This is a genomic window from Pedobacter frigidisoli (assembly GCF_032678525.1).
In the GTDB taxonomy this organism is placed as follows: domain Bacteria; phylum Bacteroidota; class Bacteroidia; order Sphingobacteriales; family Sphingobacteriaceae; genus Pedobacter; species Pedobacter frigidisoli_A.
Map to the genome: position 1 here is coordinate 86,160 of NZ_JAVTSE010000003.1, position 20,964 is coordinate 107,123.

Below are 20,964 nucleotides of genomic sequence, written 5' to 3' on the forward strand. Positions count from 1 at the left end.
CCTTTACGAAAAACAAGAACGGCTTATTACCCTCAAGCTTTCTTTTATTTCACTTCCTGATTGGCTTGATGGTAATAATAGGATCGTTCTATCTGTTATTCGAATAAACGGTTATGTAGGCTTCGCAACGCTTCAGTCTTGTATTCACTTAAAATCAAAAGAGAAACATTATAATTACTTCCGCCATAGGAGATCATTCTGATTGGGATATGCTTTAAGCCTTCTAAAACCCTGCTTGCAAATCCATGCTTCTCCGACCCGAAATCACCTACAACACATACGATGCTATGATCAGTATCTACCTCTACTGTTCCAAAGCTTTCTAACTCCTCAATAATTTTAAATAAGTTTCCAGTTTCATCAATTGTTAAGGAAACTGCAACTTCCGATGTGGTAATCATGTCAATAGGCGTTTTATAACGCTCAAAGACCTCAAATACACGACGCAAAAATCCATAAGCTAATAACATCCTGCTCGACTGTATCCGGATAGCGGTAATGCCATCTTTTGCTGCGATAGACTTAATTTTACCTCGCTCGCTGTCATGCGTGATTAAAGTACCTGCAGCGGTTGGCTCCATCGTATTTAATAAGCGAACAGGGATTTTATATTTCTGTGCAGGGAAAACCGATTGCGGGTGTAAAATCTTCGCGCCAAAATAGGCTAACTCAGCAGCCTCATCAAACGAAAGTTGAGCAATAGGCTTAGTGCCTTTCACAATCCTAGGATCGTTATTATGCATTCCGTCGATGTCAGTCCATATCTGAACTTCTTCGGCTAAAATTGCAGCACCTAGTAACGATGCAGTATAATCACTTCCTCCACGGCGTAAGTTGTCGACTTCACCAAAGCTATTGCGGCAAATGTAACCTTGAGTGATGAAAAGCTTATTGTCTTTATGCTCATTCAAAAGTGGAGTTAAATGTTTTGTTGTGAATGGAATGTCTGGTTCGTTATCCTCATCAGTTTTCATAAAATCAAGCGCGGGCAACAGTACTGATTGCACGCCAATAGATTTTAAATAAATGTGATATAATGTAGTGGATAGTAATTCGCCTTGTGCCAGAACAATTTTTTCTTCCACAGGTGTGAAAATATCATTTGCCAATCCAGCTAAAAAACCGAAATGATAGTCGATCACCTCGTTACCTTGGTCCTGAAATTCTGCTGCAGGTAATAACTCAACAACGAAAGCTTTATATTTGGTATATAGATTTTCAACGCACTCACTACCCTTCTTCTTATCTCCAGCTAAAAAATAATTTGCAATTTCTACTAAACTATTTGTGGTGCCAGACACGGCTGACAATACCACAATCTGCTCTTCATTTGGATTAATGATATCCAATAATTTCGTCATGCGCTCAGGACTACCTACAGAAGTACCCCCAAATTTTAAAATTTTCATTTTTTGCTTATGGTTTTTAATGGTGATGAGCTGATCAGGATTTCCATGTAGCTGAAAAAGCTGATCGTTTCATCTGATTATTTTTGGTTTTTACCCTTAATGATACGCGGCAAAGAAAATTTTTATAACTATTTTGAAAAAGTTACAATAGCATCACTTTAATAGTGGATTTTCTTTATTATTGTATCGGGGCGTGAAAATAAGCAAAAGCAGCTTAAAAGCAACATCCTCAACAAAATAAAATTTGGATAGATTGAAATTATTTTTAATCTGCCAAACTTCACGACTGAAATTTTGTTCAACACCAGATATTAAATTAAAAATAAAGCTCAATGCAATCAATTGACCAATCAACACAGGCCACAATTAATCAGTGGCTAAGTGGAAATTACGATGAAAAAACGAAATCAGAAATCCAGGAACTAGTAGATAAAAATGCCACTACCGAACTTACAGATGCTTTTTATAGAAGCCTTGAGTTTGGAACTGGTGGTTTACGCGGTATTATGGGAGCAGGCTCTAACCGGATTAATAAATATACGATCGGAACAGCAACCCAGGGCCTGGCAAATTACCTGAACAATAAATATCCTGATCAGAAAATCAGTGTTGCCATTGCACATGATAGCCGTAATAATTCTGATTACTTTGCTAAAATTACCGCCGACGTATTTTCTGCGAACGGAATCCATGTTTATTTTTTCGAGGCACTGAGACCTACCCCTGAATTATCTTTCGCAGTTCGTCATTTTGGATGCAAAAGCGGTGTGATGTTGACCGCTTCGCACAATCCAAAAGAATATAATGGGTATAAAGCCTACGGCGCAGATGGTGGACAGTTTACTTCTCCAGATGATAAATTAGTAATTGACGAGGTAAATAAAATTAAGAACATCGATGAAGTGAAATTTAACCGTGTTGATGCAAACGTCGAGTTAATAGGTGAAGCTGTGGATAAACTTTATCTCGATGGTATTACTGCACTTTCAATTTCTCCGGAAGCAATAAAAAAACAGCACGATCTTAAGATTGTATACTCTCCTATCCATGGCACAGGTATTACGCTGGTTCCTAAAGCACTTCAGCAATTTGGATTTACTAACGTTACGGTGGTTGAAGAACAAAGTAAACCTGATGGTAATTTCCCAACTGTAGTTTATCCGAATCCGGAAGAAAAAGACGCACTGACTTTGGCAATGAATAAAGCGAAAGAAATTGATGCGGATTTAGTTTTGGCAACTGATCCTGATGCTGACCGTGTGGGCATCGCCGTTAAAGATAACGATGGCGAGTGGGTTCTTTTAAATGGTAACCAAACCGGAAGTTTGTTAATTAATTATCTGTTATCAGCATGGGAAGAAAGCGGAAAACTAGATGGTAACCAATTTATTGTTAAAACAATCGTAACCTCAAACCTGATCGAAGAAATTGCGAAGAAAAAGAACGTTGCCTATTATAACACCTTAACAGGATTTAAATATATCGGTCAGTTAATGACTGAGCTTGAAGGTAAAAAGTACTTTATTGGCGGTGGCGAAGAAAGTTATGGTTACCTCATTGGCGATTTGGTTCGCGATAAAGATGCAGTAGTTTCTGCTGCTTTCATCTCTGAAATGACTGCTTATTATAAAGATAAAGGTGCAAGCTTATACAATGCATTGTTAGATATGTATGTAGAATTCGGCTTATACAAAGAAGATTTAGTTTCGCTTACCAAAAAAGGTAAATCGGGTGCCGAAGAAATTAAAGCAATGATGGTTAAATTCCGTGAAAATCCACCAGCAACACTGGGCGGTTCTAAAGTTTCGGTGTTGAAAGATTACGAATTAAGTCAGGAAACTGATCTAGCCACAGGAAAGGTAACCAAATTGGATTACCCAACTTCTGATGTTTTACAGTTTATTACCGAAGATGGAAGCATTGTATCTGCCCGTCCGAGTGGTACTGAGCCGAAAATTAAATTCTATTGCAGTGTAAATGCACCATTAGCTGATCGGGCTGATTTTCCAAAAGTTAATGAAGAATTAAGCGACAAAATAAAAGCTGTAATGGCTGATTTGCAAGCATAGTTTAGCTACAGATCATCCAAATATTAATCCTGATGCAGATTTTCTGTATCAGGTTTTTTTTTTCTCTGGCAATGAGAAAGGACTTTTACAAATTAGCCTAAGGTTTTCTGCTTCCCAGCTACTCTGCCTACTTCAGTCAATGGTTCCCAGATTAACTTGGTGTTTTTTTATTCTGCAACCTGCGGTATTCTGTTTTTTCCTTTGCTGCAATCAATATGTTTAATACTTTTGCAGCAAATACCATGTTTAAAAAAATCCTGATATACCTTTTAATTATTTGCTCTGTTTCGAACGGAGCAATGCAACTGGTTGTTTATTCGGGGTACAAAATGAACAGAGAATACATTACCAGTGTATTTTGTATCAACAAAGAACATCCCGAATTACATTGCGATGGACAATGTTTCCTTGCTAAAAAGCTTAAAGATCTAGATGGCAAGAACAAACAAGTTCAGGAAAATCTAAAAAGAGTAATAGAAGCTGAACCTAAATTTCAGTCCATAACAATCAATCATCAAATTCCATATTTTATTATAAAATCAGAAAGCGGTTACCTCGAAAAACCTGTTAAAGATCTTTCTGCATCAATTTTTCATCCACCGAAAATGGTGTAAGTAAAATTATTTCTAAATGCAATGGTTATTCAATTGCATGCTTTTGGCTATTTATCATTTTTCGCACAGCGAAAAATCTTATAACCCGGAGTAGAAAAATCTGTTTTCTGCTGTAATGTTAATTTCTGCCAAAATGTTGGGGATTCTTCATTGCATTCAGAATGAGAGCAGTCTATTTAATTCACTTATACAATTTTCGACAGATGAAAATAACAACATACTTACTGGCATTCTTATGCCCTGTTATACTATTCACATCATGCAAAAAAAGCGATGATGAAATTTCAACCAATGCAAAATCGAGCTTTACTATTGAATTTGAGCATCAGGTAAACGGAGCCGCACTGGCCCTGAACACTACAACCTACAAAAATGCTAAAGGCGAAGATTTTAAAATCAGCATCTTTAAATATTATGTAAGCAACATCAGGTTAACCAAAACCGATGGAACAGTTTATTCAGTTCCCGAAAGTTATTTTTTAATAGATGAATCGAAAAGTACGTCAAAACTGATTACCGTTAGCGATGTGCCTGTCGGCGATTACACTAGAATAGAGTACACTATAGGCGTAGATTACGCAAGAAACTTTGCAGGCGCACAAACTGGTGCCTTAGATCCTGTTAACGGGATGTTCTGGACGTGGAACAGTGGCTATATTTTTGTAAAGCTAGAAGGCACTTCGCCACTTTCAACTGCTACGGGTAACGCTTTAACATTTCATATTGGTGGGGTTGTCGATCCAAATAATACTATCCGTACCTTCTCTACCGAAATTAATTCGGCAAATCCCCTCAGGGTAAGAGCTGACGCCAAGCCCAATATGCATTTCATTGTAAACGCAGCAGCATTATTTACAGGTGTAACTGATATCAGTTTTGTCACCTTAAATTTTACTATGGGTGGTGCAAATTCCGTTATTGTAGCCAATAACTATGCTAAAGGTTTATTCCGTTTAGATCATATCCATAATTAGTATGTTGAAGAAGTCAACCGTTTTTGCAATGCTTTTTTTAAGCATTGCATTAATGTATGCCTGTAGCAAAAACGAGAATGAATTAACAGCCGAAGAAACAGCCGTGAAGTTTTCAATTCCTGCCAATTTCCCTGCTCCAGGATATCATTTTGAAGATAATAAGCTCACCAACGCAGGTTTTGCCTTAGGTAAAAAGCTGTTTTACGATGCCCGGTTATCTGCCGATAAAAGTGTATCGTGCGGCAGCTGCCACCAGCAGTTTGCCGCCTTTGCCAATCTCGATCATAAGGTAAGCCATGGTGTAAACAACTGTCAGGGAAAACGTAACGCACCGCCCTTATTCAATTTGGCATGGCAAAAATCTTTTTTTTGGGATGGTGGAGTAAAAAACATCGAAATCTCACCGCTAAATGCCATTACCGATACCTGCGAAATGGGAACCGATATAGCCACTATAATTACCTTTTTAAAAAATACGGCACCTTATCCTGAAATGTTTAACAAAGCCTTTGGCTCAACAGAAATCAATTCGCAATTAATCCTAAAATCAATTACCCAGTTCACCGCTGTATTGGTTTCTGGAAATTCCAAATATGATAAAGTGATGCGTAAAGAAGGCGAAACCTTTACTTCAACCGAATTATCGGGCTACAATCTTTTCAAAGAGAAATGTTCATCATGCCATGCCGAACCATTTTTTACCGACTTCTCTTACCGCAGTAACGGATTGGATTTGGTAAGTAAAGATGAAGGCAGAGCACACATTACAGGCGTAAGTACCGATGTTGGAACTTTTCGCGTACCTACCCTGCGCAATATCGAATACACGTTCCCTTACATGCACGATGGTCGTTTTTATAGCCTGGATGAAGTATTGGAACACTACAATTCTGGCGTAAAAGCATCAGCCAATTTAGATCAAAGGCTTAAGAATGGCATTGCGCTAACTACTACCGAAAAAGAACAGATCAAAGCATTTTTAAAAACATTAACAGACAATGAGTTTATCAAAAACACCTTATACAGCGAGTCGTAAATTGCTAATTATCATTTTAGTTTGTTTTAGCAGTAAAATTTTTGCCTGCGATATTTGCGGTTGTTTCATGGGAATAACACCATATTATAACCGAAACAGCATCAGCTTGTTATATCGCTACCGATCATTTAATGGTTACGATGGACAATCGCATTCACTTTTTCCAAATGGAGGAAATTTCTTTATCCCTTCCCGTAGCCAAAACAGCCCTATTACCAGTCACGCAGGTAACCCCGCCGATTATGAATTATACCGTTCGCTCGAGTTAAGGGGTAAATATTTCATCAATAGTAAACTGGAAATAAACGCCATACTCCCTTATGTTTCTAACAGTGAACGTTATAATGGTTATACCTCATCTATTTCTGGTGTTGGCGATGTGAACATTTATGCTGGTTATCATTTAGTGCAAAAACTCGCAGATAATTTTAAGCAACAGTTAATCGCAGGTGCAGGAATCAAACTTCCGACAGGGAAAAACGATTTCAAAAACAATGAAGGCATTCGTTATTCATCTTTGATGCAGGCTGGAACAGGAAGTACTGATGGTTTTGTTTACTTAAATTATATGGTGGGTTTCAGGAAATTTGGTGCAAGCCTTAATACTTCTTATAAAGTAAATGGAACAAACAGCCGCAATGAAAGTATTGCAAACAGCACAACCAGTTTTTTAAATATTTTTTACACCCAACGAATTGGCAAAGATATTCAGGTAATGCCTTCAGCTCAATTTTTTTACGAATACTCGGGTGGAGAGAAATATAATGGCGTCAAAACAGGTGAGCATATGATGAATAATCTAATGGGTGGTGTTGGCGTCGATGTCTTTTATGAAAATGTCGCCCTTAATGCAGGAATTCAGAAAAATATATGGGAAGCAGAAACCGACCATCCGATGAGTGCAGGGAAGGTGTATGTTGGAATGACTTATAATTTTTAAGTAAATGATAATGAGAAGAATAATAATACTAACAATCGCAATTAATGCATTAATCTTTAGTGGGTGCAATCCAGAACCCGATTCAAACGCCGTTAAAAAGGAAGTACTCAATATTCATGATAAAATAATGATGGATGCAGGGAAAGTAGTGAAAAATCGAATTAAGCTGGATGCTGTTTTAAAATCAGCTGAGTTTAAAGCCGTACACGATTCTACCAGGATTGGCATGCTGATCACCCGTCTTAGTAAAGCTGAAGAAAATATGGTGGATTGGATGCATTTTTTCAGAGAGGATTTTAAAGGTAAAAGTGAACAGGAGGATCTTGCATATTATAAATCTGAAATGGTTAAAATAAGAGCTGTAGAAGATGAATTTATAACGGTTACGAGGGAATCAGATTCAGTGCTTAAGGTGTATAAGGTAATGCCGTCGAAAAGAATACAAATGGAGCATCATAAGCACTAAATATATACACTTTAAATTCCCTCCCTCAAAACAGAGGTTGTATATTTACATTTTAATAAAATACCATGAATAAAATTATTTCTTCAGTAGCGGTCTGCACATTGGTCGCCGCCATATTTTCGTCTTGTCAGCAAGACAAGAAATTGCCTTTTTACGGAGAACGCCATGCAGAAACAGTTAAAGATGCAACAGGAGTTGAAAAGATTGACACCGTTTATCAAACCATTCCAAACTGGTCATTTCTAAATCAGGATAGCGTTGTTACTACCAACAAAATAACTGATGGTAAAGTTTATGTAGCTGATTTTTTCTTTACATCATGCACAACAATTTGCCCTACTATGCATCGCAATTTAATGACAGTATACCAGGAATTTAAAGCCAATCCCGATGTGATGTTTGTATCTCATACGATCGACTTTAAGTATGACAAGCCATCAGCCCTTAAAAAATACGCACAAAAACTCGGTGTAGACGGACCCAAATGGCAGTTCTTGTATGGTAGTAAAGATAGTGTATACACGCTTGCAGAAAAGAGCTATCTCGTTGCTGTTGGAGAAGACAGTACAGCGAAGGATGGGTATATTCACCAGGGTTACCTGGTTTTGATCGACAAAGAGAGGCGTATTCGCGGGGCTTATGACGGCACTAAAGAAGATCAGGTTGAACAATTAAAAAAAGATATTCCACTGCTTTTGGCGGAGTATAAAAAATAGAATATTTGCTACGGAAACACAGATAAGGCATTGGAAATGACTTGTCCGGTGTTTCCGTGGCAATAATAAAAATAACTTACATGCGTAAATACATAGTCAATTCTCTTTTCTTGCTATCCATTATTGCGATTGTTGTTTCTTGTCAGAATCAGGAAACCATTGATTTGCAAAATTATATGTCTAATGGAAAAGATATTTATATTGCGAAATGCCAGAATTGCCACGGCGAAAATGGTGAGGGACTAGGCCAGCTTGCACCTCCCCTAACCGATTCCGTGTTTTTGAAAACCAATGCCAGTCGTTTAGCATGTATCATTAAAAATGGTGCCAACGAAAGTCTTGTAATTCATGGTAACACTTATAAAGAAAAAATGCCGGCATTTCCCGAATTAGCTGATATTGATGTAGCTCAGGTATTGGTATTCGTTACCAATTCGTTTGGTAATAAGCAGGGATTTATACCTTATAAAGAAGTATCTGTTCAGTTGCAAAATTGTAAATAGATACAAAAACTGCTATCCATTGTAAGTTTATGGTTTAAAAAAGTCATATTTGCACAAAAATGCAGGTTGTTCTATCGCTGTTTCGGGTAAAACCGGAAGAGAGGAAAGTCCGGGCAACGCAGGGCATCCCGCTTTCTAACGGAAAGGAATTTAGGAATGAAAACCTGAATTACGGATTAGTGCAACAGAAAATATACCACCCGATGCAAATTGGGAAAGGGTGAAAACGTGCGGTAAGAGCGCACGAGCATTGCAGGCGACTGCAATGGATTGTAAACCCCGGGAGTTGAAAGACCAAATAGGCTAACGCATGTAGGGCTGCCCGTCCGATGTTAGTGGGTAGGTCGTTAGAGGTAAACGGCAACGTTTACAGTGGATAAATGATAGAAATCTTAAGCAATTAAGATACAGAACCCGGCTTATAGACCTGCATTTTTTTACTCTCCCAATAGTGCCAGTTTAGTTTCAATTAACTTTGCTTGTTCTGTTTCATCCAGTTTCGGATACTCGATTTTCAACTGCTTCATTTTATCCTCCATAATTTCGCTAATGGCCAGTCGGGCAAACCACTTTTTGTCTGCAGGAATAATGTGCCATGGAGCATCTTTGGTGCTGGTTTCATTAATGGCGTCTTCATACGCATTCATATAATCATTCCATAGCGCACGCTCTTCAATATCACCGGATGAAAACTTCCAGTTTTTAGATGAATCTTCAATCCGTTCCAGAAATCTTTCCTTCTGCTCATCCTTGCTTACATTCAAAAAAAACTTCAGTATAACCGTTCCATTGGCAATCAAATGTTCCTCAAAGTTCCTGATGCTTTCGTAACGCTTTTTCCAGAAAGCCTTATTCACCTTTTTCACATCATCGATGTTGGGGATGTTCTCGCTCAAAATATACTCCGGATGAACCTTACAAACCAAAACATTTTCATAATGAGAACGATTATGAATACCTATTCTACCACTTTCAGGTAATGCCCTGTAATGTCTCCATAAAAAATCGTGCTTATACTCCTCTGATGTGGGCGTTTTAAAACTGAAAACCTGACAACCCTGGGGGTTTAAACCACTCATAACATGTTCAATTGCACTATCCTTTCCGGCTGCATCCATAGCCTGAAAAATAATTAAAAGCGAACATGTTCCTGCAGCATAAAGCTTTTCCTGTAGGTGGCTAATTTCAATTTTCGACTTCACCAAGGCGTCTTTAGCCTTCTCTTTAGTGTAGCCGCCTGTAAAATCTGTTTTAGCATTTTTAAGAAGAAACTTCTTTCCGCCATTTACAATTAAGTCTTTGAATTCACTTTTCATACAAAGGATATAGTTTTAATAATAGTCTTATGTCAAGGTATCACTAAATATAGAACAAAAAATAGTATATTAAATACGCTGATTTGCATGTAGAGTTTTTTATATTTAACCTTTTCAGCATTTACCCAAATATCATCTTACGCAATATGTTTAAAGAGATAAAAAACAAGTACTTACGATATTCTTTAATCACCTTATTTTTCATAATCATTTTCTTCTCGGCGCTTCAACTTAACTTTTTGTGGTTATTTGGATACTCTCCGAGTGTCAAGGATATCAAAGCACCAACACTTCGGGTGGGATCTGAGCTTTACACAGCCGACGGAAAGCTAATTGGAAGATACTTTAAAGAAAACAGGACTCCTGTAAATTACAATGAAATTTCTCACAGTGTTGTTAATGCATTGGTAGCTACAGAAGACGTACGTTTCTACAAACATTGGGGAATTGATGTTCAGGCTGTAGCCCGCGCTGTTGTCGGTCTTGGAAAAGATGGTGGTGCAAGTACGATTACACAGCAGCTGGCAAAAAACCTTTACCGTACCAGATATAATAAGTCTCAGGGATTTCTGGTTAAAATACCGGTTTTGAGAACATTAATAGTAAAATTGAAGGAGTGGATGACGGCAGTAAAGCTCGAGTCTAATTATTCTAAGAATGACATCATTACCATGTATCTCAATACGGTTTCATTTGGAAATAATGCCTATGGTATAAAAACAGCAAGCAGGATTTATTTTGATAAGGAAGCAAAAAAGTTATCTGCCACGGATGCTGCTCTGCTTGTTGGAATGTTGAAGGGCACAACACTCTATAATCCGACTAAAAATCCAGAAAAAGCATTAGAAAGAAGAAATGTTGTACTCGCTCAAATGACTAAGTACAACCTTCTTAGCAAAGATAGCCTTGCGATTTTAACTAAAGAGCCGATAAAGCTTAAAGAAGGTAAAATGCAGGATGGCAGCGACGGAGATTCCTATTTAAGAAGTGCAGTAGCAAAATATCTGGAAAAATGGTGCACGGATAACGGGTACGATTTGTATGAAGATGGTTTAAAGATTTATACTACCATTGATTCCAAACTTCAGAAATATGCCGAGGAAGCCGTAGCTGACCAGATGCGAATTCTGCAACGCCGCTTTTACAGTGTTTGGGGGAATGAAGATCCATGGTACGACTCTGAAAAGCAAAAGGTTAATTATCCGGAACGTGCGATGAAAAACCTGCCGATTTATACAGCACTGCAAAGAAAGTTTCCAGATAAACCTGATTCAGTTTTAGCTTATTTTAACAAGAAAAAACGAATGCAGATATTCACTTATAAAGGCGACCGCGATACATCCTTTTCCACGCTGGATTCAATTCGCTATTATGGCAAGATCATGAATACTGGAATGATGACAATGGAACCGGCCAGTGGCAAAATCAAAGTGTGGGTTGGCGGTATCGATCATAAATTCTTCAAGTATGATCACGTAAACCAGGCAAAACGCCAGGCGGGTTCTACATTTAAGCCATTTGCTTATTTAACAGCACTTGAGCAAGGAATGAGTCCATGTGATAAATTTACTGATAAACCAGTAAAAATTGCCTATCAGGATAAAGGGGAAACAAAATATTGGGAGCCAAAAAATGCTGATTACAGTGTAACCTATCAGGAAATGAGTTTACGTTGGGCAATGGCAAGATCAGTGAATACTATCACTGCACAGGTAACCGAGAAAGTTGGATGGGATAACGTTGTTAAATATGCCCATGAGTGTGGTATCGATAGCCATTTGGAATCTGTACCTTCTGTGAGTTTAGGATCAAATGATGTTACCGTTTATGAAATGGTGAAGGCCTATGCAACGTTCATGAATAAAGGGGTTAAAACCGATCCGATTTTAGTTGAAAAAATTACTGATCAGGACAATAATATCATAGACGAATTTAAGCCTAAAACTAAACGTGTGCTTACCGAAGAGATTGCCTGGTTAATGACTTACATGTTTCGCGGAGGCATGGAAGAACCAAGAGGAACTTCACAGGCACTTTGGGAATGGCCCAATTTGTTCAAAAAGAACAATCAGATTGGTGGCAAAACAGGTACATCGTCTGATTATGTTGATGCCTGGTATATGGGTTTAACGAAGGATCTGGTAACCGGAGTATGGGTAGGTTGTGATGAACGTACCGCACATTTCAAAAATGGTGAACAAGGTGAAGGTTCCAGAACCGCACTGCCAATTTTTGCAAAGTTTATGGAAAAGGTATACCTGGATCCCTCGACGGGATATACTTATGGTGCTTTCCCTAAAGCTACTGTAGAAATTACTAGATCCTATAACTGCCCCAGCCCTCAGTTTACCAGAGACACGACCACTACGGATAGTGTTGTGGTAGACTCGACCGAATTTATCGTGCCCGAAGCCAACCCGGCAGAAACTCAGCCGACAGCTGAGCAGCCTGAGGTAAAAAAGGAAGAGAAAAAAACTGAACCAGCACAAAATCAACCGGCTGCAACTGTTCCATTAACCAAGAAAGAAGAACGTGAACTTCGCAGAAAACAAAGACAGGAAGAACGGGAAAAGAAAAAGAATGGGGAAAATTAGGCATGCTAAACACTCTTTAGAAAAGTGTTAAACTTTTAGCTCGCCATCAAACATTTACTATTTTTATAGCTCAAAACCAGTACCATTTTCCAAAAACTGAATAACAATAGAAAAACCAGCATATGAAAATAAGCGCTACTTTTATTAGAAAGTACATCCCGCTTTTGTTGTTACTAATACTTTCCTGTACAGCGAATGCGCAATACTTCGGACAAAATAAAGTGCGGTATAAAAAACTTGACTTTAAGGTTTTGCAGACTCCTCACTTTGAAATTTACTATTACATCAAAAATGAAAATCTTTTAAAAAGATTTTCGCAGGATGCCGAAACCTGGTACAAAATGCATCAGGAGGTTTTTAGGGATACTTTTCTTAAAAAAAATCCTTTGATTCTTTATAATAACCACCCGGATTTTCAGCAAACAACGGTACTCAATGGTGAAATAGGAATTGGTACAGGAGGGGTTACCGAGGCACTGAAAAACAGGGTAATTATGCCAGTAATGGAGCTTAATAGTCAAACCCGCCATGTGCTGGGGCATGAGCTGGTACATGCCTTCCAGTATCACGTATTGCTTGAAAAAGATTCAATAAGCCTGGAGAATGTCGGACAAACCCCACTGTGGATGGTTGAAGGGATGGCCGAATATCTTTCTATTGGAAAAAAGGATGCTTTTACCTCAATGTGGATGCGCGATGCCATGCTTAACCGGGATATTCCATCTTTAAAAGATTTGACCAATTCGAATAAATATTTTCCATATCGTTACGGGCAGGCATTCTGGACCTATATCGGATCGCAATATGGAGATACCACAATTGTTCCTTTATTCAAAAATACCGCTAAATACGGTTATGAAAATGCAATCAGATATACCTTCGGATACGATGACAAAACCTTATCAGGCTTGTGGAAAAATGCAATCGACGGCCATTACAAGCCTTTATTGAAAGCCGATAGCTCTCAGATTAAAATTACCGGTACTAAAATTATTGATAATAAGAATGCAGGAAATATGAACGTAGCCCCTGCCCTTAGTCCCGATGGTAAATATGTCGCCTTCATGTCTGAAAAAGATTTGTTTGGTATCGATCTGTTTTTAGCAGACGCAAAAACAGGCCGGATTATTAGGAAATTAAGTAGCCAGATATCGAATGGACATATCGATGATTTCAATTTTATTGAATCTGCAGGTGCCTGGTCGCCGGATAGTAAACAGTTCGCATTTAGTATCTTTAGTCAAGGGAAAAACCAGATGATGATCATTGATGTGGCCAATGGTTCAACCATTTCGCAAACGGCAATGAACCAGGTAGCCCAATTCGGAAATTTAACATGGTCTTCTAATGGAAAAGATATTGCATTTTCGGGAATGGTTGAAGGGCAAAGCGATATTTTCTCATATAATCTCGATACAAAACAGGTAACACAAATCACAAACGATGTCTTTTCTGATTATGCACCAAGTTATTCTCCCGACGGAAAGAAAATTGTCTTTTCATCTGATCGTGCAGCCTTGCAAGCTCAATCAGTTAATGCTGTTTCTCCAATAAATCTTGCTGTTTTCGATATTGCTTCAAAATCAGTTACCAATCTCGATGTTTTTCCCGGAGCAAATAATTTAAATGCCCAGTTTTCAGCTGATAGTCAGAATATTTATTTCCTTTCAAACAGAGACGGTTTTCGTAATCTATATAAATATAGTTTTGCTGATAATACGGTGGATCAGCTAACCGATTATTTTACAGGAATTAGTGGCATTACAGAGTTCTCCCCCGCTATCTCTATTTCCCGCACAGATGATATCGTATACAGTTATTACCGCTATCAGCGATATACTTTGTACAATGCCAGGCTAAATAGTTTTAAACCGAAAAGAGTTGGTAATCAGGAAGAAAACTTTGATGCAGCCATTTTGCCTCCGATGGAAAACATTGGTGTTAATATCATTAATTCTAACCTTAATAATTTCGATCGCTTCGAAAAAATTATAGCCGATTCCATGAGAACTGTGCCGTATACACCAAAATTCAGACTTGATTATCTGGCAAACAGTGGTGTAGGTGTTTCAACAAGCCGCTTCGGTACCGGCGTTTCAGGAGGTATTGTTGGGATGTTCAGTGACATTCTGGGCACTAATCAGATCATTGCAAACTTGTCTGTTAATGGCGAAATTTACGATGCTGGAGGACTCGTAGGATATATTAACCAGAAAAGTAGAATTAACTGGGGTGCAGCTATCTCACACATACCTTACGTATCCGGTTTCAATTCCTACGCTTATGAAAAATTGCCCGCTGATAATAATACTACAGTCGAGGCACTAAATCAAAGAACCGATATCATTCGTACCTTCGAGGATCAGCTTCAGCTTTTTGCGGCATATCCCTTCAGCAAAATACACCGTTTTGAGTTAGGTGGAGCTTTCTCTCATTATAATTACCGGATTGATCGCTATAGTAACTATTATGATAATGCAGGTTACTATCTTGGGTCAGATAGAAGCAGAATCTCCAACGATGAAGCTTCTGCAGACTATGGAATCCCGTTTAATTCTTTTACTTTGTTTCAGGTGAACGCAGGATTTGTAGGGGATAATTCCATCTTCGGACTAACCGGTCCACTAGATGGATTCAGGTACCGTGTTAGCGGAGAGAAATATTTCGGCACTTATAACTTTGCAGGCGCTACAGTAGACTTAAGAAAATACTGGAGAATAAAGCCAGTTACTATCGCAGCAAGATCTTACAATACACTACGTATCGGCAAAGATGCAGATCGTTTGTACCCAATGTATGTGGGATACCCCTATCTGATTCGCGGATACGAATCAAATTCAATATATAAAACAACCTCAGCACAGTCATCAGAGTCTTTCGATATCAATCAGCTAACAGGTAGTAAAATTGCGGTGTTCAACTTCGAGTTACGTTTACCGTTCACCGGCCCCAAAAAGCTGGCGGCTATCCCCTCTAAGTTACTCTTTTCTGATCTGAACTTGTTTTTCGATGCTGGATTAGCTTGGACAAATGATACCAAAGTGAAATTTAAAAGCGAACCAACCTACACCACCGAACCAGTGCTCGACGCAAACGGACAACCTGCTGTAGATAGTGATGGAAAAAGGGTTACTTATCAAAATACTACTGAACGTGTGCCGGCCATGAGTGTTGGTGTTTCCCTTCGCGTGAATATATTTGGCTATTTCGTACTTGAACCATATTATGCAATACCGTTTCAGCGAAAAGATGTTAAAGGCGGGGTATTCGGATTAACTTTTGCTCCCGGATGGTAATTTAACTATCCCCTCAGAAATAGATCATCTAATATAAAAGGCGAATCGCATAATACACTGCCCCCAAAAAGTTAGACACTTATTGGGGGCATTTTTATAAAAAATCTCTCGATGTGTGCACCAGAATTAAGACATGCTGGTGAAGGCAAGCTTAACCTGATTAGTAATATTTCTATGTAAAAGAATATTCTCAAAATCCAATCCAATGGTTAGATCAATCCAGTCTGGATTGCACGACCTTACTAAACGCTCTTTTTGCATTCTAGTAAACCTGCTGATGGTTTTAAAACGAACCAATGCAAGTTCTTCAGTTTTGAATTCCTCAAAATAAACCAAACGAGTCAGTTGCTTTCCATTATCAAAAAATAAGTTCGGCATCTGCTTGTAAAAATCCAGGGTTTTCATCAAATCTGAACTCATGCCTACGTGCATACAAGTGCGGTTTCGGTCGGTAACGATGTAAACAAACTTTTTCATAATAATGGATCTAAAATTAAAACTAAACTATTTAGTATGTGTTCTTGCAATTCAAAATAAAATTACTAACTTTATGAGCATAAAATTACTAACTATTTTAGTAATTCCAAATTTATTTTAAAATTTATTTTTTATGTCAAATATTTCCAACAACCTGAAATACCTTAGAAAGAAAAAAGGCCATACACAGCAAAATTTCGCTGATATTATGGAAATTAAGAGATCTTTGATCGGCGCCTATGAAGAAGACCGCGCTGAACCTAAATATGAATTGCTAAAAAAAATAGCTGAATATTTCGATTTAACTATCGATGAATTTATCAATGAAAAAATATCAGACACCTGGAAACCTAAGCCAAAAAGTTCTGGCTCCAACTTAAGGGTATTAAGTATATCGGTAGATCAGAATGACAAGGAGAATATTGAACTGGTACCGGTGAAAGCTAGTGCAGGGTATCTGAATGGTTTTTCCGATCCTCAGTACATTAGCGATCTGCCTAAGTTTCAATTGCCCATTCCTGCTTTACGTCAGGGTACTTTCCGTGCTTTCGAAATCATGGGCGATAGTATGTTGCCGGTTCAGCCTGGAAGCGTTATTATTGGTGAGTATATGGATAACTGGAATGAAGTCAAAACCGGAGAAACATACATCGTGATTAGTAAAAACGAGGGTGTAGTATATAAAAGAGCTGGTAACCGTTTCAAAGAAAATAAGGATTTGAAACTGGTTTCAGATAATAAAGTTTATGATACATACTCCATTGCTGCAGATGATATCCTTGAAATTTGGCGGGCAAAGGCTTACATTTCCACTACGCTGCCTGAGCCAACCCCAGATCCTACTATGGAAACACTCACCCAAATGATGTCGCAAATGCAAAAATCAATTTCTCAGCTCAATAAAAATTAACAAATTTTAACACACTGTAATTAAACCGTTAAGTCATTTTCATATCTATATACCCAAACACAAAAGAAATAAAACTATGAAAAAAGCGATTTTAACAATAGCAATTGCAGTGATGGGTTTAAGTGCTGCATTTGCTCAGGACACTACAAAGAGAATGAGACGGCCAATGCCGAAAATGACTGCTGAGCAACGTGCAGAAAGAGTCACTGAGCGCATGGAAAAGCAATTGAGCTTAACCGCAGATCAGAAAGCCAAAATCTATGCAATAGAACTCGATAACGCGAAAAAGATGGAGGCATGGAAATCTGCTGATCAAGGTGATGTAAAGGGTAAAATGAAAGAACGTAAAGCAGAAATGGATGCTCAAAAAGCAAAAGTAGATGCGGTGTTAACTGCAGATCAAAAAACTAAACTCGATGCGTTTCGTGCAGAGGCCAAAGAAAAAGGAGAAAAAATGCGAAAAGGACTCGGAGAAAGAGGAAGAAAAGCAAAGCCTCCTGTAGTTTCTGATCCACCAGCTCAGGGATAAAAACAATAAGTAATAATTAATTTTTCGGAAAGCGTACCCATTATGGATACGCTTTTTGTTTTTAACTATATTTCACCAGATACTAAACCTTATACTCTGCTTCGAACTTTTCACCAAAACGATCAGTCGCAACTACTTTTACGTGTCTAACAGAAGGCTCAAAATGTGCCATAAACAAATGGTCAGTAGATCGCGCCTCTACAAATGGACGAGGGTTAGGAAGTTTATCACCTTTATATAATTTAACGGCAAGTGGATCAAAACCATCCTGTTGTGCAAGGTTTCCCATAGCTTTTCCGTCCAGAAAGTATTCCACTTTCCAATCCGGATCATAATTCCAGACGTTAGCAATTAGCCTCTTTTGATTGGTGAGCGTATCTACATAAATATCCAGTTGTTCCTTACGGTCCCTGCCTGTCGATTTATAATACCACTTTAGCTTGATACCATCCACTTCATAAACACCGTATCCGCGTGGTGTTCCATCTTCGCAGATGGGTCCGGTCCACCAGCCTCCGCAAATAGTTCCATGATTGTGTTCGAATACACCATTCCTGATCACGTTGGCATTAAAATGTGTGTGTCCCGACATGATGTGGACATTCTTGAAATCTTTTATCACTGCATAAAAATCTTCATTGTTCTTTACTGAATTATGAACAGGAATATGCAAACAAATTATTAACAAAGCATCTTTAGCCACAAACTGCAGATCTTTTGCCAGCCAGTCAAGCTGAGTTGGAGTAATATACCCGTCGTAATTTCTTTCTGTCCCTAAATATCGAACATCATCTAAAACAACATAATGTGCCCTACCCCTGTTGAATGAGTAGTAGGTAGGTCCGTAATGTGCCTGAAATGTTCTGTCAGCGGTATCATCACCCCCCTGACGATAATCCTGGTCGTGGTTGCCTAAAGCCTGAAAGAATGGTATACCTATTTTAGCGATTGCAGCATCGTAATCAGGAAATAAATCGAAATTATCCCAAACCAGGTCGCCCACCCCAATGCCGTGCACAAGGGTCTTACCCATTTCACGAACTACTCTTTGTGTATCGGGAACCGATGTCTCCATCATCTGGGCAACATCCTTTTTATTTTTAACCTGCGGGTCAGCCCAGATGATAAAGTTGTGTTTATCATCCTTTTGTTTTAAGGGTTTTAAATCGAAGTTAAGTTTGCCCGCCGTATCTGGCTTGTAATAGTGCCGTGCAATACTGCTTTCTGTTTTAAATTCGTAACCTGATGGTGTACTGATCCAAACGAAACGCGCAAGTTCATGGAGTTCAATTTTATAATTCCCCTTTTTATCTGTTTGTACAACGCTGTATCCATCCGAGATAACTGCACCGGCTACTGTTTTGCCTCTGCTGGTGACAGTGCCCGAAACAACTCCCTCCTCTGTAAATAAAGTGGAAGGAAAGGTTTCTAGGCTGATAAATATGCTAGAAGTTAATAATGTTGATTTTTGAATGAAAGATCTTCTGTTCATTTTAATTAAGGTTTAGTCATCTGACTTAGAAATACATAGGAAAGAGACAGGCTCAAAAAGCATGTCTCCTTCAATTTTATTTATCAATCAAGGTAGTTACCCCCCCAGTTTCAATTGCACTGAGTAAAGACGTATTGGTTAATGGAACACTAATCATTGTTCTGGCAGATTCCCAGCCACCTTTGGTGCCCTTATAAACGCCTCCAAGTTTAGCAAAGCTTACTGCTGTAGGAAAACCGGTAAAACGTTTATCATTTCCATTTGTACCTTTCCCATAATATTCCTGCGCAGCTGTACCTGCATAAGTACTGAATTTATCTGTTATGGTAATGCGGAATCCATACTCTGGTGGGCCCGCTGTGTAATAACTACCATTCGGACCGCCGTAAAATATTACATCTAATGGAATAGAGCTAGGAGTAACATTTGTTCCTTCAAAAATAGCGATGCCTGCAACGTTGCCGCTATTCGCCAATAAATTACCGGTCACATCGCCGATTCCATTTGCTCCTGGCACAATGGTATAATTTACACTTGCTATCCATTTTGATGCAGGTATAACTGTTGATGCAGAACCGTTTATCCGCTGTCCTGCCCCACCTACATAGAAAAAATCCCCTTTTTTAACCGTACCTGAAGTGAGATTGAATTTATAGGTTCTTAATGCACCCGTATTCCATCCGAGTGTCGGAAAAGCCGTGGCACCTGCGTTATTATTCGTGTAGACCGAGAATGGGGTTGCTGAAAAGTCGATATCTTTTGTGGCTAAGAATTGGATATATTCGTAATTACCATCTGTACCATTCGGATCGACGTGGAAACCGGAAATAATAGCAGGAGATAACTTAGGCATGGCTACGTAAAAGAAATCATTAACAGTCCTCATGCGGTACTCAATTCTTTTTGAATTTCCATTCCCCGTGACGTAAACTATTCCCGTGAAGTTACCCGATGGTTGAATAGCTGTGTTAGCGAAGCTTGCGGTCGAACTTGTTCTTAGAGTCGCAACTCCGAAACCATCGTTGACTATCTTGTCTCCTGAATATACCACATCACTGGCAGGCTCGGGGTCGTAAACTGCATTATTGATGGCTACCAACGTACTCTCATATCGATCTGGATTGGCTAAGATAGCGCTGGTACTAGCAGCCTGTAATTTTATAATTCTGTTAGATGCTACTTTGGTTACAGCGGAAAGCGGTAATCCTGTGATTTGTAATATTCCATCTGCCCTTTTCAAAATTCCTCCTTCCAGTTTGATATGTAATGAGTCTCCGGGAATGAAATTGGAGGCAGCTGTTCCAAGATTGAAGGAAATTCCTCGCAGAGAATCTGCGTTACCATTAATCCGGCTATTCTGCAATGCAATTAATCCGGTTACCGAATTTCCGGATCTGAAATCCGATACAACTACTCCCCGAATAGATGTTGCACCTCCGATGGCATCTGCGTTGAGAGGTAGATCCGATCCTTTATAATAACGTCTCAGATCAAAATTCGAAATGAAACCACTCTCCGAAAATTTATAAGGATAATCACTCTCTCGTTTACAACTGGTGTAAAATCCAATTATTAATCCTAATGCAAGAAAATATTTAAATGTATTTTTCATTATAAATTTTG

17 protein-coding genes and 1 other RNA gene are annotated in these 20,964 nt (G+C 38.6%); 13 read left to right on the forward strand and 5 right to left on the reverse strand.

The annotated features are described in order from the left end of the window. Positions 1–95: 95 nt before the first annotated feature. Complete coding sequence (locus R2Q80_RS09475) at positions 96–1,409, reverse strand: aspartate kinase (protein WP_316799364.1); 1,314 nt, start codon at positions 1,407–1,409, stop codon at positions 96–98. A gap of 332 nt (positions 1,410–1,741) precedes the next feature. Between R2Q80_RS09475 and R2Q80_RS09480 the strand changes: the two genes are divergently transcribed. From R2Q80_RS09480 to rnpB, 9 genes are all read left to right on the forward strand, one after another. Continuing rightward, positions 1,742–3,478: a phospho-sugar mutase gene (locus tag R2Q80_RS09480; protein ID WP_316799365.1), complete on the forward strand. Its 1,737-nt coding sequence runs from the start codon at positions 1,742–1,744 to the stop codon at positions 3,476–3,478. A 329-nt stretch (positions 3,479–3,807) separates the two neighbouring features. Continuing rightward, complete coding sequence (locus tag R2Q80_RS09485; RefSeq protein ID WP_316799366.1) at positions 3,808–4,092, forward strand: hypothetical protein; 285 nt, start codon at positions 3,808–3,810, stop codon at positions 4,090–4,092. A 203-nt stretch (positions 4,093–4,295) separates the two neighbouring features. Further along, positions 4,296–5,066, forward strand: a complete 771-nt coding sequence (locus tag R2Q80_RS09490) for an MbnP family protein (RefSeq protein ID WP_316799367.1) — start codon at positions 4,296–4,298, stop codon at positions 5,064–5,066. 1 nt (position 5,067) lies between these two features. Then, positions 5,068–6,102, forward strand: coding sequence for a cytochrome-c peroxidase (locus R2Q80_RS09495; protein ID WP_316799368.1), 1,035 nt, complete (start codon positions 5,068–5,070; stop codon positions 6,100–6,102). A 67-nt stretch (positions 6,103–6,169) separates the two neighbouring features. After that, positions 6,170–7,042, forward strand: coding sequence for a hypothetical protein (locus tag R2Q80_RS09500; protein WP_316799369.1), 873 nt, complete (start codon positions 6,170–6,172; stop codon positions 7,040–7,042). Between the two features lie 10 nt (positions 7,043–7,052). Next, complete coding sequence (locus R2Q80_RS09505; RefSeq protein WP_316799370.1) at positions 7,053–7,508, forward strand: hypothetical protein; 456 nt, start codon at positions 7,053–7,055, stop codon at positions 7,506–7,508. A 65-nt stretch (positions 7,509–7,573) separates the two neighbouring features. Then, positions 7,574–8,224 (forward strand): SCO family protein, encoded by a 651-nt coding sequence (locus R2Q80_RS09510; protein WP_316799371.1) that lies wholly within the window; start codon positions 7,574–7,576, stop codon positions 8,222–8,224. An 80-nt stretch (positions 8,225–8,304) separates the two neighbouring features. Beyond that, a complete protein-coding gene (locus R2Q80_RS09515; protein WP_316799372.1) occupies positions 8,305–8,727 on the forward strand; it encodes a cytochrome c in 423 nt (140 codons plus the stop codon). 58 nt (positions 8,728–8,785) lie between these two features. Beyond that, an RNA gene (gene rnpB / locus R2Q80_RS09520) (RNase P RNA component class A) lies at positions 8,786–9,165 on the forward strand. Here the strand turns inward: rnpB and R2Q80_RS09525 are convergent. Beyond that, entirely contained in the window at positions 9,165–10,043 is an 879-nt protein-coding gene (locus R2Q80_RS09525; protein WP_316799373.1) for a polyphosphate kinase 2 family protein, read from the reverse strand. The two genes, rnpB and R2Q80_RS09525, sit on opposite strands and share 1 nt — an antisense overlap. A gap of 146 nt (positions 10,044–10,189) precedes the next feature. On the opposite strand from R2Q80_RS09525, the gene R2Q80_RS09530 reads away from it, so the two are divergent. Beyond that, entirely contained in the window at positions 10,190–12,637 is a 2,448-nt protein-coding gene (locus R2Q80_RS09530) for a transglycosylase domain-containing protein (protein ID WP_316799374.1), read from the forward strand. A 122-nt stretch (positions 12,638–12,759) separates the two neighbouring features. Beyond that, the gene (locus R2Q80_RS09535) at positions 12,760–15,933 is read left to right on the forward strand and encodes a peptidase MA family metallohydrolase (RefSeq protein WP_316799375.1); all 3,174 of its coding nucleotides are present in this window, start codon (positions 12,760–12,762) and stop codon (positions 15,931–15,933) included. A gap of 126 nt (positions 15,934–16,059) precedes the next feature. On the opposite strand, the gene R2Q80_RS09540 is transcribed toward R2Q80_RS09535, so the two are convergent. Beyond that, the gene (locus tag R2Q80_RS09540; RefSeq protein ID WP_316799376.1) at positions 16,060–16,410 is read right to left on the reverse strand and encodes a GIY-YIG nuclease family protein; all 351 of its coding nucleotides are present in this window, start codon (positions 16,408–16,410) and stop codon (positions 16,060–16,062) included. Between the two features lie 133 nt (positions 16,411–16,543). Between R2Q80_RS09540 and R2Q80_RS09545 the strand changes: the two genes are divergently transcribed. Continuing rightward, complete coding sequence (locus R2Q80_RS09545) at positions 16,544–17,320, forward strand: XRE family transcriptional regulator (RefSeq protein ID WP_047797807.1); 777 nt, start codon at positions 16,544–16,546, stop codon at positions 17,318–17,320. 76 nt (positions 17,321–17,396) lie between these two features. After that, positions 17,397–17,849 carry a hypothetical protein gene (locus tag R2Q80_RS09550; protein WP_316799377.1) on the forward strand — a complete coding sequence of 151 codons (453 nt, stop codon included), beginning with the start codon at positions 17,397–17,399 and terminating at the stop codon, positions 17,847–17,849. Between the two features lie 82 nt (positions 17,850–17,931). Here the strand turns inward: R2Q80_RS09550 and R2Q80_RS09555 are convergent, their stop codons facing one another. Continuing rightward, the gene (locus R2Q80_RS09555) at positions 17,932–19,341 is read right to left on the reverse strand and encodes a calcineurin-like phosphoesterase family protein (protein ID WP_316799378.1); all 1,410 of its coding nucleotides are present in this window, start codon (positions 19,339–19,341) and stop codon (positions 17,932–17,934) included. A gap of 76 nt (positions 19,342–19,417) precedes the next feature. Beyond that, the gene (locus tag R2Q80_RS09560; protein WP_316799379.1) at positions 19,418–20,953 is read right to left on the reverse strand and encodes a DUF5689 domain-containing protein; all 1,536 of its coding nucleotides are present in this window, start codon (positions 20,951–20,953) and stop codon (positions 19,418–19,420) included. Positions 20,954–20,964: the final 11 nt, after the last annotated feature.

What these genes read in the sequence shown, in the direction of transcription:
- R2Q80_RS09475 (WP_316799364.1), bottom strand. Translation starts at nt 1,409, where the DNA reads ATGAAAATTTTAAAATTTGGGGGTACTTCTGTAGGTAGTCCTGAGCGC.
- R2Q80_RS09480 (WP_316799365.1), top strand. Translation starts at nt 1,742, where the DNA reads ATGCAATCAATTGACCAATCAACACAGGCCACAATTAATCAGTGGCTA.
- R2Q80_RS09485 (WP_316799366.1), top strand. Translation starts at nt 3,808, where the DNA reads ATGAACAGAGAATACATTACCAGTGTATTTTGTATCAACAAAGAACAT.
- R2Q80_RS09490 (WP_316799367.1), top strand. Translation starts at nt 4,296, where the DNA reads ATGAAAATAACAACATACTTACTGGCATTCTTATGCCCTGTTATACTA.
- R2Q80_RS09495 (WP_316799368.1), top strand. Translation starts at nt 5,068, where the DNA reads ATGTTGAAGAAGTCAACCGTTTTTGCAATGCTTTTTTTAAGCATTGCA.
- R2Q80_RS09500 (WP_316799369.1), top strand. Translation starts at nt 6,170, where the DNA reads ATGGGAATAACACCATATTATAACCGAAACAGCATCAGCTTGTTATAT.
- R2Q80_RS09505 (WP_316799370.1), top strand. Translation starts at nt 7,053, where the DNA reads ATGAGAAGAATAATAATACTAACAATCGCAATTAATGCATTAATCTTT.
- R2Q80_RS09510 (WP_316799371.1), top strand. Translation starts at nt 7,574, where the DNA reads ATGAATAAAATTATTTCTTCAGTAGCGGTCTGCACATTGGTCGCCGCC.
- R2Q80_RS09515 (WP_316799372.1), top strand. Translation starts at nt 8,305, where the DNA reads ATGCGTAAATACATAGTCAATTCTCTTTTCTTGCTATCCATTATTGCG.
- R2Q80_RS09525 (WP_316799373.1), bottom strand. Translation starts at nt 10,043, where the DNA reads ATGAAAAGTGAATTCAAAGACTTAATTGTAAATGGCGGAAAGAAGTTT.
- R2Q80_RS09530 (WP_316799374.1), top strand. Translation starts at nt 10,190, where the DNA reads ATGTTTAAAGAGATAAAAAACAAGTACTTACGATATTCTTTAATCACC.
- R2Q80_RS09535 (WP_316799375.1), top strand. Translation starts at nt 12,760, where the DNA reads ATGAAAATAAGCGCTACTTTTATTAGAAAGTACATCCCGCTTTTGTTG.
- R2Q80_RS09540 (WP_316799376.1), bottom strand. Translation starts at nt 16,410, where the DNA reads ATGAAAAAGTTTGTTTACATCGTTACCGACCGAAACCGCACTTGTATG.
- R2Q80_RS09545 (WP_047797807.1), top strand. Translation starts at nt 16,544, where the DNA reads ATGTCAAATATTTCCAACAACCTGAAATACCTTAGAAAGAAAAAAGGC.
- R2Q80_RS09550 (WP_316799377.1), top strand. Translation starts at nt 17,397, where the DNA reads ATGAAAAAAGCGATTTTAACAATAGCAATTGCAGTGATGGGTTTAAGT.
- R2Q80_RS09555 (WP_316799378.1), bottom strand. Translation starts at nt 19,341, where the DNA reads ATGAACAGAAGATCTTTCATTCAAAAATCAACATTATTAACTTCTAGC.
- R2Q80_RS09560 (WP_316799379.1), bottom strand. Translation starts at nt 20,953, where the DNA reads ATGAAAAATACATTTAAATATTTTCTTGCATTAGGATTAATAATTGGA.